Annotated in this window: 12 protein-coding genes; 4 read left to right on the forward strand and 8 right to left on the reverse strand. The window is 55.7% G+C overall.

Going from position 1 to position 15,149, the window contains the following annotated elements; genetic code table 11:
* Positions 1-30: 30 nt before the first annotated feature.
* Complete coding sequence (locus E1J53_RS13385; protein ID WP_134272957.1) at positions 31-1,335, reverse strand: acetyl-CoA hydrolase/transferase family protein; 1,305 nt, start codon at positions 1,333-1,335, stop codon at positions 31-33.
* A gap of 543 nt (positions 1,336-1,878) precedes the next feature.
* Here E1J53_RS13385 and E1J53_RS13390 point away from each other — a divergent pair.
* Together E1J53_RS13390 and smpB are read left to right on the forward strand one after the other, a co-directional pair.
* Positions 1,879-4,119, forward strand: coding sequence for a S9 family peptidase (locus E1J53_RS13390; protein WP_134272958.1), 2,241 nt, complete (start codon positions 1,879-1,881; stop codon positions 4,117-4,119).
* 143 nt (positions 4,120-4,262) lie between these two features.
* Positions 4,263-4,724, forward strand: coding sequence for an SsrA-binding protein SmpB (smpB, locus tag E1J53_RS13395; RefSeq protein WP_134272959.1), 462 nt, complete (start codon positions 4,263-4,265; stop codon positions 4,722-4,724).
* Between the two features lie 87 nt (positions 4,725-4,811).
* Here smpB and E1J53_RS13400 read toward each other — a convergent pair whose 3' ends face one another.
* The 7 genes from E1J53_RS13400 to E1J53_RS13430 all read right to left on the reverse strand — a co-directional run bounded on the left by E1J53_RS13400 (position 4,812) and on the right by E1J53_RS13430 (position 11,368).
* Positions 4,812-5,939: a lytic transglycosylase domain-containing protein gene (locus E1J53_RS13400; protein WP_134272960.1), complete on the reverse strand. Its 1,128-nt coding sequence runs from the start codon at positions 5,937-5,939 to the stop codon at positions 4,812-4,814.
* A 346-nt stretch (positions 5,940-6,285) separates the two neighbouring features.
* Positions 6,286-6,801, reverse strand: coding sequence for a peptide-methionine (S)-S-oxide reductase MsrA (msrA, locus tag E1J53_RS13405; RefSeq protein ID WP_134272961.1), 516 nt, complete (start codon positions 6,799-6,801; stop codon positions 6,286-6,288).
* A 15-nt stretch (positions 6,802-6,816) separates the two neighbouring features.
* Positions 6,817-7,224: a methionine-R-sulfoxide reductase gene (locus E1J53_RS13410; protein WP_134272962.1), complete on the reverse strand. Its 408-nt coding sequence runs from the start codon at positions 7,222-7,224 to the stop codon at positions 6,817-6,819.
* Positions 7,225-7,534: 310 nt separating this feature from the next.
* Positions 7,535-7,786 carry a phosphoribosylformylglycinamidine synthase subunit PurS gene (gene purS / locus E1J53_RS13415; RefSeq protein ID WP_134272963.1) on the reverse strand — a complete coding sequence of 84 codons (252 nt, stop codon included), beginning with the start codon at positions 7,784-7,786 and terminating at the stop codon, positions 7,535-7,537.
* Positions 7,783-8,505: a CDP-alcohol phosphatidyltransferase family protein gene (locus E1J53_RS13420; RefSeq protein WP_173021478.1), complete on the reverse strand. Its 723-nt coding sequence runs from the start codon at positions 8,503-8,505 to the stop codon at positions 7,783-7,785. Before E1J53_RS13420 ends, purS begins: the two co-directional genes overlap by 4 nt.
* Before the next feature lie 56 nt (positions 8,506-8,561).
* Positions 8,562-9,950 carry an adenosine deaminase gene (locus E1J53_RS13425; RefSeq protein WP_134272965.1) on the reverse strand — a complete coding sequence of 463 codons (1,389 nt, stop codon included), beginning with the start codon at positions 9,948-9,950 and terminating at the stop codon, positions 8,562-8,564.
* 152 nt (positions 9,951-10,102) lie between these two features.
* Positions 10,103-11,368: a serine hydrolase gene (locus E1J53_RS13430; RefSeq protein ID WP_134272966.1), complete on the reverse strand. Its 1,266-nt coding sequence runs from the start codon at positions 11,366-11,368 to the stop codon at positions 10,103-10,105.
* Positions 11,369-11,680: 312 nt separating this feature from the next.
* On the opposite strand from E1J53_RS13430, the gene E1J53_RS13435 reads away from it, so the two are divergent.
* Positions 11,681-14,719: a gliding motility-associated C-terminal domain-containing protein gene (locus E1J53_RS13435; protein WP_134272967.1), complete on the forward strand. Its 3,039-nt coding sequence runs from the start codon at positions 11,681-11,683 to the stop codon at positions 14,717-14,719.
* 164 nt (positions 14,720-14,883) lie between these two features.
* Positions 14,884-15,147, forward strand: coding sequence for an AbrB/MazE/SpoVT family DNA-binding domain-containing protein (locus tag E1J53_RS13440; RefSeq protein ID WP_134272968.1), 264 nt, complete (start codon positions 14,884-14,886; stop codon positions 15,145-15,147).
* Positions 15,148-15,149: the final 2 nt, after the last annotated feature.

A 15,149-nucleotide genomic window follows, 5' to 3' on the forward strand; every position in this document is an offset into this window, starting at 1 on the left:
CCATTTTTAATCGGAATCCGCCAGGACGTCCTAAGACCGCCAGCCCCCATTGAACCGCTCGTGAGCTTCCCGATCCAGTGCCTCCCGATGATCGGGGTGGGCCAGCTGGATGAGCGCGCGGGCCCGCTCCTTAAGACTTTTGCCAAACAGGTTAACGACCCCGAATTCCGTCACCACGTAGTGAACGTGAGCCCGGGTAGTGGTGACCCCCGCCCCCGGCCTGAGGGTGGGCACAATCTTGGAAAGCCCCTTACGCGTTGTGGAGGTGATCGCAATTATGGGTTTACCCCCGGGAGATAAAACCGCCCCCCGCATAAAGTCAATCTGCCCGCCAACGCCGGAAAACTGGTAGGTCCCGATGGAGTCAGCGCAAATCTGCCCCGTCAGGTCAATCTCAATCGCACTGTTGATGGAGGTCACCTTCGGGTTGAGCCGGATCAGGGAGGGATCGTTGGTGAAGGATGCCGCCTTGAAATCGACGGACGGGTTCTCGTGGACAAAATCGTAGAGCGCCTGGGAGCCGGCCGCAAAGGCGGTTACGATCTTGTTCGGTTTGATCCTTTTCTCTTCGCCGGTGATGATTCCGGCCCTCACCAGGGGTAAGATACCGTCCGAAAACATCTCCGTGTGTACTCCCAATCGGCGGTGCCCCATCAGGTTACTCAGCACTACGTTGGGGATATTCCCGATGCCCATCTGCAGGGTGGCACCGTCCTCCACCAGTCCGGCTACGTGCTTGCCAATGGCGATTTCGGAGGCGGAGGGCTGCCCCATCGGGTAGGTAAAAATCGGTTGATCAACCTCAACGGCTACGTCAATTTTGCTGCGGTGAATCATCCCGTCCCCGTGGGTGCGGGGTACCTGAGGGTTGACCAGCGCAATCACGTGTTTGGCCTTCTCGATGGCGGGAAGCGTAATGTCTACCGATACTCCCAGGGAGCAGTAGCCGTGAATATCCGGGGGAGAAACCTGAATGAAGGCCACGTCCAGTTGAAAATCATCGCCCTTGAACAACCGGTGAATTTCACCGAGAAAAATGGGGATGTAGTCGCCGCTCAGCCCGTTGACCGCCTGGCGAACGTTACTCCCGACGAACAAACTGGAGAGGTGAAAAGCCTCGCTGTAGGGTGCTTGGGTGTAACGCGCCTCCCCGTCCGTATGAATCTGAAATATTTCAATGTTCTCGAGGCTTTCGTAGCGATCACACAGGGCATCAATCAGCAAAGTCGGCGTCATGGCGGCCCCCTGAAAAAATACGCGATCGCCCGGTTTGACGACCGCCACAGCATCTCCAGCGGATAGATATTCAATCCTGCGGTTACCCAAATCATTCATCCTAGGGAGGGGGTTGTTACGCGTACAAAATTGCCCCCTTTATCTCCCGGAGACAATGAATTTTATCATCGCCAAAGGGGAAAAGCAACACCTTCCTTTACCGCTAAAAAACTCGTTCTCCACCAAAATCCAGAGGTATTGAGACGCAGCGCAGCCGTCTGGCTCGTCAGCCGGATAAATTTATGCGGCGGACCGTTTTACGTGGGCACAGACGTGCAGGTGCCATGCAGATTTCGCCAGAGCCACGCTTCACGGCACTTTGCCCATTCACACTGCACCCGCACGCCGTGGCCACTCCAATATCTCTTGGCTTCCAATGCGTTGGGCAGCATCCCTCTACGAACGAAATGACGGAACACTGCAAATCATCTACTGCTCCCGGAGCGGTCACCCCTTCGCCCTTTACCACGAAGAAAGCCAGCAATTCTCGGACATTCATGCCTACCGAGGTGATGCATCCGGGCCGACAATTTTGACGGCCCACCAATAAAGCGGACGGGGAGGCTCGTTACCTTAGCGCAACTACTCATAAAACCAAACTAGATGCGTTACCTCGCACTTCTTGGGCTGCTGTTCGTCAGCACCCTCTCCGTCGCCCAGACCCGGGCCATCTCCCTGGAAGATATCTGGCAGAACTACATCTTTTCCCCAAATGGCGTTAGCGGTTTCAACTTTTTGCAGGACGGCCGATCCTTCACCCGTCTGGAAAACAATCAGGTCGTCAAGTACGACCTGACCACCGGTAACCGGACGGGGGTGCTCGTGGATGGCAACAAGCTGGATAAATCCCGGGGATTCAATGGCCGGATTGACAGCTACTCCTTCAGCTCCGACGAAAGTAAGTTGTTGTTGAGCAGTGAAACGGAACAACTCTTCCGCCGCAGTTCCCAGGCCTTTTTCTTCGTGTATGACCTCGCTTCGGAAACGCTCACCCCCGTCTACGCCGACAAGAAGCACCGCCTCGCGACCCTCGATCCCACCGGTCAGCGCGTGGCGTTTGTGGTGGACAATAACGTCTGGATCCGTGAACTGGCCAACGGTAACCTGCGGCAGGTGACCAACGACGGCGAATTCAACAAGATCATCAACGGTGCCGCCGACTGGGTATACGAGGAAGAATTCTCCTTCAGCCGGGCCATCCACTGGAGTCCGGAAGGAAAGCACCTTGCCTACCTGAAGTTTGACGAAGCGCGGGTACCCCGCTTCACGTACACCGATTTCCACAACGACCTCTACCCCGAATACAACACCTTCAAGTACCCCAAGGTGGGGGAGGAAAACAGTAAGGTAAGCCTCCACGTGTACACCGTGAACGGGAGCCGCAACCAGGAACTCCTGAGCGTCAACCAAAGCAGTGATGACGAATGGCATTACCTGCCCCGGGTGCAATGGACCCAGGACCAGGATTTGCTGACCGCCCAGCGGATGAACCGCCACCAGAACAAACTGGAAATGCTGGTATTTGACCTGCAAAGTGGTCGGGAAAAGGTCATCCTATCGGAAGAGAACAAGTACTACATCGACGTCCACGACAACCTCACTTTTCTCAATAATGGGGAAGAGTTTATCTGGACGAGCGAAAAGGATGGCTGGAACCACGTTTACCTCCACAATATGAAAACCGGGGCGGAGCAGCAGCTGACCAGCGGCGACTGGGAAGTGACCAATTTTTACGGTCTCGACGAAGAAAATGACCAGATTTACTTCCAGGGCGCCATGCGCAATCCCATGCAGCGGGAGATCTACGTACAAAGCACCAACAATAAGGCAAAGGCAATTCCCGTAGTGGACCTCCGTGGTGTCAACACCGCCCAGTTTTCGGATACCTACGACTACTTCGTGCTGACCAATTCCACCATCAACCAGCCCCCAAAGGTGACGGTGATGGACCGGGAGGGTAAGTCCGTACGCCAGATCATCGATAATATGGTGGTCGCCGAACGGATCGGAAATTATGGTTATCAGCCTGCGGAGTTTTTTGATTTCACTACCGAAGGTGGAACCACCCTGAATGGCTACATGATCAAGCCCGCCAACATGGACGAAAATACCCAGCACCCGCTGTTGATGTTCGTTTACGGCGGTCCGGGAAGCCAACAGGTAATGGACAACTGGCGGGGGCAGAATATGGCCTGGTTCCAGATGCTGGTGCAACGGGGCTTCGTCGTAGCCTGCGTAGACAACCGTGGAACCGGTGCCCGCGGCGAGGAGTTCAAGAAGATGACCTACCTGCAACTGGGTAAATACGAAACCGAAGACCAGATTTCCGCCGCCAAATACCTCGGGGCCAAGAAATTCATTGACGCGGACCGCATTGGAATTTTCGGCTGGAGTTACGGCGGCTTCATGGCTTCCCATTGCATCACCCAGGGCGCGGATGTTTTCGCGGCCGCCATCGCGGTTGCTCCGGTAACCAACTGGAAGTGGTACGATACGGTCTACACCGAGCGCTACATGCGTACCCTGGCGGAAAACAAGGAGGGCTACGAGCAGAATAGCCCGGTCAACTACGCCGACAAGTTGAAGGGGGCCTTCCTACTGGTCCACGGTATGGGAGACGATAACGTCCACTTCCAACACACCGCCGAAATGGCCAACGCCCTCATCATGGCCAATAAGGACTTCGACAGCGAATTCTACCCCAACCGCAACCACGGTATCTACGGCGGTCCCACCCGTCTGCACCTCTACCGCAAGATGACCCAGTTCCTGATGGACGAGATCGGAACGCCCCAGAAACGGGCCGCTGGTCGTTCCATCAGAATTGTTCCTTCCGACAACTAATGGCGGATTGCTTCTCGTCTTAAAAATTGAGCAAGGCTTCGCCGTTTGGTGAAGCCTTGCTCGTTTCCCATCAATGCTTATTTGATAATTAGCTCCTCTCTCGCCGTAACTTTCGGCCCCCTTTAAGCATTGTATTCTCTGGTATGGCTAAGCAAAAGAACATAGAATTCATCAACCGTAAGGCAAAGTTTGAGTACGAATTCCTCGAATCCGTAGAAGCGGGCATTAAACTTACGGGTACGGAAATCAAGAGCATCCGCGGTGGCACGGTTAACCTCCGGGATGCCTATTGCGTATTTCAGGGTGACGAACTCTGGTGCCGTTCGCTGTACATTGGAGAATACAAGCAGGGCAACGTCCACAATCACGAAGAAAGGCGCCCGCGAAAGTTGCTGATGAAGCGCCAGGAACTCACCAAATGGCAAAAGAAAGTGAAGGAAAAAGGCTTCACGATCGTTCCCTACCGCTTATACCTCAACGAGCGCGGACTGGCCAAACTCGAAGTGGTCCTCGTACAGGGTAAGAAAAACTACGATAAGCGGGAATCCATCAAACAACGGGAAAACAAGCGGGCCATGGCCCGGGTCCGTAAGGACTATATGTAAAGTCCTCAGCACATCAAAAATTAAAGCGGCCCGGTCAGAAAATCTGACCGGGCCGCTTCAATTAGAATTTATCTCGTCAACTGACCGCTAGTTCATCGCGACTGCCTCATAGGCTTCGTACATGTTCAGCAACAGCTGATTTTCGTATTCAAGCTGAACGATACTGGGCTGGTAGTGCAGGGCATCAGACGAACAACCAAGTAACCAGCTGCGGACGTCAAAATTCAGCGTTCCCGCATATTGTCTGGCCAGTTCGAGGTCGTCGTCAGCCGGAAGCATGACCAGGTTAGGACGCCCCCAAATGTAGGTACGAACTTCATCTCCCTTTTGGACGGGCACCCGCAGCCAGTAACCTTTGCTGCTTGCGGGAATGTATCCCCGGACGAAGCTGGGGTTCAGCTGGCGTACGTTACGGTAAGAAAGGTCGCAAGCCCGGGAAAGCTGGCGCAGGTTGAGTGCGCGGTGTACCCGAACGGTAGCGATGCTGTCTTCCAGCAACAGTTCTTCGGCCGTCAGGCCGTAGTCGCCAGCGTAGTTAATGGTGTAGGCCGCAGCCACGTAAGCAGCTACGTATTGCTGCGATTCCTGAGGAAGGAATCGTTTCACTTTGGGGTAGTAGGTATGACCTCCGGCAGCGCGGATGGCACGACGTACGCGTCCTGGTCCACAGTTGTAGGCGGCCAGGGCAAGGTGCCAGTCACCAAACTGCTGGTACAGACCTTTGAGCATTACCACGGCGGCTTCGGTAGACCGGTAAAGGTCCATACGTTCGTCCACTACGGCGTCTACGCGCAGTCCCATTTCCCGCGCAGTAGCGGGCATGAGCTGCCAGAGACCGGCAGCGCGTGCGGAGGATACGGCTCCGGGGACGAGCATGGACTCTGCAACCGCCAGATACTTCAGGCTGGAGGGCATACCATGCTTCTCTAGATAATACTCGAAAACCGGGAAGTACTGATTTGCACGTCCGAGCATTCGCTCGGTGCTGTGACTACCATTACCGAGGTAATCGGTCAGCTTTCTTTGCAAATGGGCGTCGTTGGCGGAAGTAGATAAGGGGAGTTGAAGGCCCGCCAGGCGCCGGCTAATTTCAGTTTCGGGATCCTGAGTAATACTAGATTTTGGGGTTTCGGTAATAGAGTTAGCCTTCGTGGTGGTCGTGACCGCCAGCAGTAATACTACGGGCAGCAACAAGCACTTCATTAGCTTGCTCATTCATGGGGATTTCGTTACACAATCACTTCTCGGATCAAAACCCTAAAACTGGGGCGGGCTCCCCGAAAAGCATTTCTATTGAGTCGCCGAAGCGTTCATGGGATAATCACCTAAGCGCAAGAAATCTTACCCTCGGTGATTGTGGCCGCAAAGATGGGGGCAATAATCACTCCAGACAAGGTTTTTCGCCCTAAGGCTTTGTTTTTCAACGCCTAAGCCGGGGCAAAAGTGCTTTTTCCGGATTTGGATATGTGGAAAACGTCAAAGTGAAAGCCCGTGAAACGGAATTTTCTCCCTATTATCATCGGTTTCCCCCCCCTTAACGGAATATTCTTCCTCCTGAAGGTCAATCGATCCCCCGATTAATCTGAGGAGAAAAAAGTGTTAAAATTTCACTAATTTTCTTAAAATCTCTCCTTTTCGGAGTGATTCCACGCGCAGAACAGTACTGCTGATGGCGACTTCCGGCGGCAAAAAAGGCCGAAATTTTGGTCAGTTCCGTGGCCACTTTCTGCCCATTTTCCCCGAGAAAATCCATCATTTCCCGGGCAACTTTCCACTGATTCAGCCCCTCCTTTTCGCCCTCCAGAACGAAAATTGCGGAGCGGTATTGGCCATCAGATTGGGTTCTATTTTGAGAAAAATCGTGTAAGAGAAAAAACTCACGCAATACCGCTTCATGGCTAATTATGCGCGTATCATAAACAACCTCTACCGTTTCCGCATGACCGGTTGACTGTTCACAAACTTCCTGGTAGGTCGGATTCGGGGTGTGTCCACCGGCAAATCCCACCCGGGTGTATTCCACTCCGGGCAGGTTTCGCAGGTGATATTCTCTTCCCCAGAAGCAGCCGCTGGCCAGGTAGAGCGTTGACCTTCATTCCGGTTGCTCCTCCAAACGGGCGTTGTACTTCTCGCGGGGGATGAACTTGATGGAAAGGCTGTTTACGCAGTGGCGGGTGTTTTTCTCCGTAAATCGCTCGCCCTCGAAGACGTGCCCGAGGTGACCGCCGCAATTGTTGCACAAAATTTCGGTCCGGCGACCATCGGCGTCCGTTTCCCGGCGCACCGCGCCGGGCACTTCGTCGTCGAAGCTGGGCCAGCCACAGCCGCTGCTGAACTTGTCCTGGCTGTCGTAGAGGGGGGTCTCGCAGCGGCGACAGACAAATACACCGTCCACCTTGAAGTTGTTGTACTCTCCGGTGAAGGGCATCTCGGTTCCTTTACGGACGATGATGCGCTCTTCTTCGGGGGTAAGGGTGTTCCAGTTTTTCGGATCTTTCATACCAGGGAAACACCCGGGACGGGGTAGGGGTTGCGGATTTATCCATGGTGTACGTGGTGAGTAGCGGGGTATGTCGGCACCCGGCATTTACCCGGCACCCGCACACCGTTGCCCGAGTGCTAGTCGCACAAGTTCATTCGACCCTGCCGGTCTAAAAACCTGGAGGCTTTGCGTACATTATTACCCCTCAATCCTTGCGGAAAAGACATTATCCATTGAATAGGTTAGCGCGTTCATGAAGGGCAGAGAAATCCAAATTGCACCAAAAAATGTACACTTCTATCATAAAATGTACTGTTCATAGTACACTTTACACCTCCTCCACCACAAAGTCGTAGCTCTCCATAATCACGTTGGCCAGCAGTTTTTTGCAGGCGATTTCTACTTTGTCGTGCGCCTCATCTTCGTTCGCTGCCTCCAGGCTGATGGTGACGTGCTTACCGATCCGGACGTCGTCCACTCCCTCAATGCCAATGTTGGGGAGGTTCTTAACGACAACCTTTCCCTGGGGGTCGAGCAATTCGGCCTTGGGCATGATGTTGATGTGAGCTAGAAACTTCATGAAGGGGTAGATTTCGGGGGCGCCAGTAAATTGATCAACAGGTAGACGCCAACGATGAACGGAAACGCTGCGGCCCGCAAGATTATCAGCAGGACGACAGCAAGAACCGCAAAGATAATTCGCGTCTCGTTCCCTTGCCAGCCCAGGCCCTTGAGCTTGAAACTAAACATGGGGTGTTCGGACACGAGCAGGTAGCTGAAGAGCAGGACCGAAGGATAAATAACCAGTGGGCTGCTCACCAGCTCGGCCCACCCGAAGCTGTCCTGCGCGTAGATCAGCATCAGGCCCGTGGCGAAAACGGTGCTGGTCGGCGTGGCCACGCCGACGAAGTTTTCCGTCTGCCGGGTGTCCAGGTTAAACTTGGCCAGTCGGAGGGCCGAAAAGAGCGTGACCAGTAGCGCGGGAGCCGCCAGCCAGGAGAAGGTGATGGGGGGCGCGGACGCAGGTCCCACGTTTTGTCCGTTAAAGAGCAGTGCGTAATAGATGATGCCGGGTACCATCCCGAAGGAAACCATATCCGCCAGGCTGTCCAGTTCCTTGCCGTGCTCGCTGCTCACGCGCAGCAGACGGGCGGCCAGACCATCGGCAAAGTCGAACCATCCGGCAGCAAAAAGGAACCAAAAGGCCGGGATAAACTGCTGGTCGAGAATCAAAATCACGGCCGCACAACCACAAAACAGGTTGAGCAGGGTGATGGCGTTGGGTATCCACTTTTTCACGGAAGCAAGGTACGGAAATGGGTTTGCATAATCGGAAGGAGGTCCGCTCTGCTTCCTCAAAGAAAGTCCGCATAAAAATGCACCACCGCCTCCTCAAATTCATCAAACTCCCGGTCCAGTTTTTCCAGTAGGGATTGTTTCAGCTCCGCATCCTTGATGCTGGAATAGCGAATGGAGTTGTACACCAGCGATTTTACGTAGGGGTAACTAAAGCCGTAGCGGTGCACCAGCAGTACGTACTGCTCCGTGATGCCGGATCGCAGTACTCCCTCATCGTCCGTACAAATAACCATTGGTACCCCCAGCCGCCGGTAGAGATTGACCGGATGGAGATCATGGGAAACGCCGAGGATGAACTCGTTACTGGTCAGGTTGATTTCGATGGCGACGTCCCGGCTCTTCAGTTTCTCAATGGTGCGGAAGAAGTCGTTGTCGTAAATGATGTCGACCGCGTGCCCGATGCGCTTCGGGCGGGCGATGTCGAGGGCCATTCTGACGTGCTTGCCCAACTGCTCCGGGCGGACCACCCCAACGGTCAGCTCCCCGGCGTGGAGGGCATACTGGACCCCAGGATATCTTTCGCCCAGGTAGCGGTAAAACTGCATGTGGAGCCAGTAGTCCCGCAGGGATATCTCCCACTGCTCGGGAAAAACGATGTTGACGCCCACCACCAGGTCGGAGGTGCTGGCGGACTCAAAACAGGCCAACAATTCGACGAAAAATCGGGTGGGGGCCCGGAACCGAATGGCGAAATTCTGGTACCGGACAATGAGTGCTTCCGAGTCCGGTACGGCCCGACGGTGCAGTTGCTCCAGGCAATCGTTGTGCCGGGCGGCAATCTCCCGGACCTCCCGCAAAATGCTGTCGTGTAGCTGATCCAGGTATTGATCCAGAGTGGTAACGTCTTGCTGGGCCTGAGCCTCGAGGAAGGCCGCATCGTAACGGTCGTCGTCCGCCTTCACCTCCTGGGTCTCCATCAGGGAGAAGATCGTTTCGAGGTAGTACACCTTCTGGTGGATGGCCCGGTTTTTGAGTTCCTGGAGTCCGTGTTCCAGGCTTTCCTGGGAGGCAATCGAAAAACGGGGAAAGGTGGCGAAGAAGTGATCCGCCGAGGAATCTCCGCCCTTCTCGTGCACAAAATCCTTCACCGACCACTTGCGGACGAATTCCTGCTTCAGCGCCATCACGTCCGGATGGCTACTGACCTTCTTCCACTTCGCAACGTCCTTTACCCGGGCCAGATCAGCCCGGACGCTGAAGGAATCCACGTGGTAGTAAAAGTCATGCTCCACCGCATAGTCCGCGTAGGTTTCCGCATAAATGGAACCCTCGAAGTGGTGGTGCAGGTCACCACCTTTGGGCATCATGTTGAAAAAGGAGTAGAGGAAGGCCCGCTCCCGGTTCATGCTTTCGAAAAGGGCTTCGATTTTTTCGGCGTTGGTCATGGGAGGGATGGTTTCGATTAATCCATTTCAAGGTGTAAAATTAATCGGGCTAATGCTGATGTACGTGGCGCGGAGCGCAGGTGCCAAGTTTGCACCTGCGGCCGCGCCAATTGGTTTGGCCCCTCGTGCTCAGCCGGGGCTCCGCGCCCAGTTTAATCCAAAGCCTGGTAAATCAGGGCCCTCAGCTTCTGGTGGTCGTCCACCGTCCCCGCAGGAATAATCTGGGTGAAGTAGACCACCACCAGCTCTTCCTTGGGGTCCACCCAGTAGGTGGAATGGTAGGCGCCTCCCCAGCCGTATTCCCCCTCCGACCCGAGGAATCCCCTTACGCCCAGATCCGTCACCACGGAGAAGCCCAGACCAAATCCCGTGCCGGGCGTCCAGGGGAAAATCACTTCACCGAGGTGATCCCTGGTCATTAGTTCCACCGACTTGCGGGAAAGGATGCGCCGCCCATTGTAGGTCCCCCCATCGAGCATCATCTGCAAAAATTTCACGTAGTCTTCGGCGGTGCTCAGCAGCCCCGCTCCCCCGGAGAAACTTCTTTTGGGGCCCGTCACGTAGGCCCCCTGGTTCTGCATCGGGTTGTCACTCGCCGCCCGCTTCAGTCCCCGCTCGGTGGCCGAATACACCACCGCCAGTCGGTCGGCCTTTTCCTGGGGCAGGTAAAAATGCGTGTCCTTCATGCCCAGGGGCGTCAGGATGCGTTGCTGCAAAAATTCTTCCAGCGTCATTCCCGAGGCGACTTCCACGATGGCCCCAAGAATATCGGTGCTGTAACCGTAGACGTACTTTTCTCCGGGATGGGCATCAAAGGGAAGGGCGGCCATCCGCTTCACGGTTTCCAGAATGGGTTCTTCCCGATTGGCAAAATACCATCCCTGAATACCGGCTTTTTCCCACTCGTCGCTGGCCACGCCGTAGCCATATCCGATCCCCGAAGTGTGCGTGAGCAGGTCGCGAATATCAATTTTCCGTTTGGCCGGCACCACTTCATAGCCGCCGCCCTCTTTTTTCACCGCTACGGTCGTTTGCTGAAATTCCGGAATGTACTTCCCCACCGGATCGGTAATCAGCAGTTTTCCTTCCTCCTGCAACATCATGATCCCCACACTGACGATGGCCTTCGTCTGGGAAGCGATCCGAAAAATTGACTTCTTCTGAAGAGGAATACTGTTCTCTACGTCTCGATAACCGAAGGCCTCCCAGTAGGCCACTTTTCCCCGCCTCGCCACCAGCGCCACGGAACCGGGAAGTTGATTGTCCTTCACGTAGGCCCGTAGGGTCTCACTCAGGTATTCCAAACGGTCGGAGGACATATCCACCGCTTCGGGTACCACGGTGGGCATACCCTGAGCGATTATCTGAAATTGCAGCGGGAAGGTCAGCAGGAGAAAAAGGGTAAACAGCCTTTGCATAATTCTTTGGGTTGAAGCGGATGAGTGATTCCGTAGGAGAGACTGGTCCCGATTGAATCAGGATTTTCGGGCCCACTTGCTCCTCAAGCTTCCCTAAAAGTAGGACGCCGCGGTATTTTTAAGGACTGCCGCAACCTCCGTAATTGATCCAGCTTCCCGGCTCGGGTACCCGAAACGTTAGCAAAGCGCTAAATTTTCTCGAAAAGTCGGCCATTTTCCAACTAAGTCGATCAAAACATACGTCTATTCCGGCGTTTACTGTTCAATGTTTGGGCTCGGCTGCCCCGTCCCTATTGTTTACTTTGCCCCGCCATGAAGCACATATACGCCTTATTGATTTTCGTCCTCTCGCCCCTGGTCCTGTTGGTTGCCCAACCCGCCAATGATGAATGTGGCAACGCCATCCTTCTTCCCGAGGAGTTAAGCTTCTGCTCCGGCGGCAGCGCCTTCTCCAATATCGACGCTACGCCGTCGTTTACCCCCAATGATTACCCCATCTGTATTGATGAGCGGGATCAGATCCGCGACGTCTGGTTCAGTTTCGTGGCCCTGCGCAACTCGGCCAACATTCAGGTCCGTGGAGCGGTCAGTGGGAACTCCGGCGGTACGCTGCGGGCACCACAATTTGCCCTCTATCGGGGAGATTGCGCCACCCTCGACGACGTCGGGTGTCGCTCCCCCTTCCAGAACCCCCAAACGGGACTGTTTCAAAACGGGGGCAACATCATCTACAACGAGCTCACCGTGGGGGAGACCTACTTCATTATGGTGGGTGCCCGCGAGGGAAACCAGGGAACCTTTGAGCTGTGCATTGACCAGTTCGACGCCGTTCCCGATCCCAGCAGCGACTGCCAGACCGGCGTAGTCCTCTGCGATAAATCACCCTTTGCCGTTGACTTTCTGCAGGGAACGGGGAGTGTGCGGGACGACCTCCTTTCTCCGAACATCAACTGTGCCAGTGAACCCACCGAATTCAACTCGGCCTGGTACCGCTGGACCTGCGATCAACCCGGTAGCCTTTCCTTCGTGCTCACTCCCCTGGGGGCAGCGCCGAACGAAGACATTGATTTCGTGATCTACGAAATGGACGACATCGACGGCTGTAGCAACCGTCGCGTTCTGCGACAGATGTTCTCCGGGGAAACCCAGGGCAATCCTCCCGATCTTAACCTCCCCTGCCTGGGCGAAACCGGCCTGAGTGACGCGGACCCCGACCAGCAGGAAAACTGTGGCTGCGATCCCGGAGATAACAATTTTGTCAACTCCATCGACATGGTTTCCGGCCGGAGCTACGCACTGGTAGTAATGAATTTCTCCGGCTCTGGCGATGGTTTTTCCATCGAATTTGGTGGTACGGGAACCTTCCTCGGTCCCACGCCGGCCTTCAGTTTCAGCAGCAACGAAGTCTGCGTGGGCGACGCCCTTACCTTCACGGACAACTCCTCCTCCCTGGACGGTATCGCCAGCCAGGAGTGGGACTTCGGGCCCACCGCCATTCCCCGCACGGCCTCCGGACCCGGCCCCCACAGCGTGGTCTTCTCCCAGCCCGGCACCCCGGAAGTGGAACTGATCATCACCACCAACCGCGACTGCCGGGAAGTACTCTCCCAACAAGAGGTCAACGTCATCTGCTGCGACGGTCAATTTACCGGCAACGGCACCGCCAGTCCGGTCGTCTGTCCCAACGAAATGACGGGCACCATCGACTTTACGGGCAGCAGTTCATTCTCTCCCGGCACCCTGACCTTCAACTGGAGCAACGGCGAAACCACCGAAGACCTGACCGGCCTCGGCCGGGGAGACTATACCGTGACGGTGTCCGACGAATCCACCTGTACGGAAACCTTTTCCTTTACGGTAGACGGCCCGGAAGATTTCGTTTTCGATACCCTGATCACCATGCCCGACTGTGCCGGCGGCACCAACGGCGCCCTGGAGTTCACCGTCCTCAGCGGCGGTGCCGGAGGATACGAATACAGCTTTGACGGCGGTGCCTTCGGGAGCAACAACGTCATTACCAATTTAGGCGTCCGTACGGTCAACGTCCGCGCCCGCGACGCCAACGGTTGCCTGGTTGATCAGGACATCTTCGTCAATGAACTTGAACTGGGGCTGGTGGAAGGCGCCACCACCTTCGTCGAACCGGTATGTGCCGGCGATCCTAACGGTCAGTTGATCATCGAGCTGGCCAACGGCCAGCCCAGCTATACCTACGACTTCAACCTCGGCGACGGTCCCCAGGCCAGCAATACCCGCGGCGGATTACCCGCCGGCACCTACCGCGTAGACGCCCAGGACGCCGACGGTTGCCGGGGCGTATTTGACATCACCATCCCCGACCCGCCCGTGCTCACGGTAGCCGTAGACGGCAACGGCAGCACCTGCTTCGGCACCGACGACGGTGACCTGGTGGTGCTCACCGGCGGTGGCCGCCCCGGCTACACCTACCAGTGGGCCGACGGCAGCGTGGCCGATACCATCCGCACCGATCTCGTCCCCGGCACCTACACCATCAGCGTCACGGACCAGAACGGGTGTATCCGCAGCGACGCCATCACCCTGACGGAACCCAACGAAATCTTCCCCGTCCTGGAAGAAACCAATGACCTGCTCTGCTTCGAGGAGCCCACGGGCTCCTTCCTGCTGTCGGCTACCGGAGGAACGCCCGACTACACCTACAGCAGCGACGGCGAAAACTTCCAGATCGATCCCCTCCTGGGGGGCTTGCTTTCGGGCAACTACACCCTCTACGTCATGGACGCCAACGGCTGTCTGGACTCCCTTAACGGCACGCTGACGCAACCCCTGGAGTTCATCGTTGACCCCGGCCCCGACCTCCGCATTACCCTGGGTTTTGACACCTTATTGCGGGCGGTGAGCAGCTACGATCCGGTGACCTACGTATGGAATCCGGCCGCAGCCGAAGATTGCCTTGATCCGGACTGCAGCCGCATCCGGGTGGGTCCGGTAAACACTACCTTATATACGGTCATCGGCACCAACGCCGTTGGCTGCCTCGACTCCGCGCAAGTGGAAGTAGCCGTCGTTGCGGATCGCCCCATTTACATCCCCAACGTCTTTAGTCCGAACGGAGACGGTAGTAACGACCTCTTCACGCTCTTCGGGGGACCCGCCGTGGAAGCGGTGGAATACCTCCGCATCTACCATCGCTGGGGCGGACTCGTCTTCGAAAACGAAAACTTCCTCCCCAACGAACCCAGCCTGGGCTGGGACGGTACGGGCCCCGACGGCCGGCCGCTCAATCCGGCGGTATTCGTCTACTCCGCCTCGGTGCGGTTCATTAACGGGACGACGGTGGAGTATGCGGGAGACGTGACGTTGATGCGGTAACCCCCCGGTACACGACGCTGTGCGTCGTGGATGATCGGGAATTGGGAGGAAGTTTTCGTTCGACGCACAGCGTCTCAACCAGTTTGTCTGGTTAGTTTATCTGCCTACCCTGAGCACAGCAACTTAACCACCCCCAGAACACGTTGGTATATCAAAGATTGGTCATGATCACAAAGATCGACAAGTACGGGCGCCTGCTCATTCCCAAGAAGTTACGCGAAGCTAGAGGGTTAGTAGCCGGAACTAAATTTGAGTTCCGTTGGAATGATAAAAGTGGAGAGCTTGTATTAACTCCGATGATAAGTCTTTCTAACCCAGTTTCAACGCTAGATGAATTCGGTATACCCTCTTTTGATTTTGGGATTGACGAAGTGATGCATTATGACTTCGGTGCTGCAATCAAAAAAGATCGCAACTATGGTCACTAAAA

The sequence above is a fragment of the Lewinella sp. W8 genome, from assembly GCF_004375085.3.
GTDB lineage: Bacteria > Bacteroidota > Bacteroidia > Chitinophagales > Saprospiraceae > Neolewinella.

Coding starts and splice junctions, on each gene's coding strand:
- E1J53_RS13390 (WP_134272958.1), top strand. CDS start 1,879: ATGCGTTACCTCGCACTTCTTGGGCTGCTGTTCGTCAGCACCCTCTCC.
- purS (WP_134272963.1), bottom strand. CDS start 7,786: ATGAAGTTTCTAGCTCACATCAACATCATGCCCAAGGCCGAATTGCTC.
- E1J53_RS13430 (WP_134272966.1), bottom strand. CDS start 11,368: ATGCAAAGGCTGTTTACCCTTTTTCTCCTGCTGACCTTCCCGCTGCAA.
- E1J53_RS13440 (WP_134272968.1), top strand. CDS start 14,884: ATGATCACAAAGATCGACAAGTACGGGCGCCTGCTCATTCCCAAGAAG.
- E1J53_RS13400 (WP_134272960.1), bottom strand. CDS start 5,939: ATGAGCAAGCTAATGAAGTGCTTGTTGCTGCCCGTAGTATTACTGCTG.
- E1J53_RS13385 (WP_134272957.1), bottom strand. CDS start 1,335: ATGAATGATTTGGGTAACCGCAGGATTGAATATCTATCCGCTGGAGAT.
- smpB (WP_134272959.1), top strand. CDS start 4,263: ATGGCTAAGCAAAAGAACATAGAATTCATCAACCGTAAGGCAAAGTTT.
- E1J53_RS13425 (WP_134272965.1), bottom strand. CDS start 9,950: ATGACCAACGCCGAAAAAATCGAAGCCCTTTTCGAAAGCATGAACCGG.
- E1J53_RS13435 (WP_134272967.1), top strand. CDS start 11,681: ATGAAGCACATATACGCCTTATTGATTTTCGTCCTCTCGCCCCTGGTC.
- E1J53_RS13410 (WP_134272962.1), bottom strand. CDS start 7,224: ATGAAAGATCCGAAAAACTGGAACACCCTTACCCCCGAAGAAGAGCGC.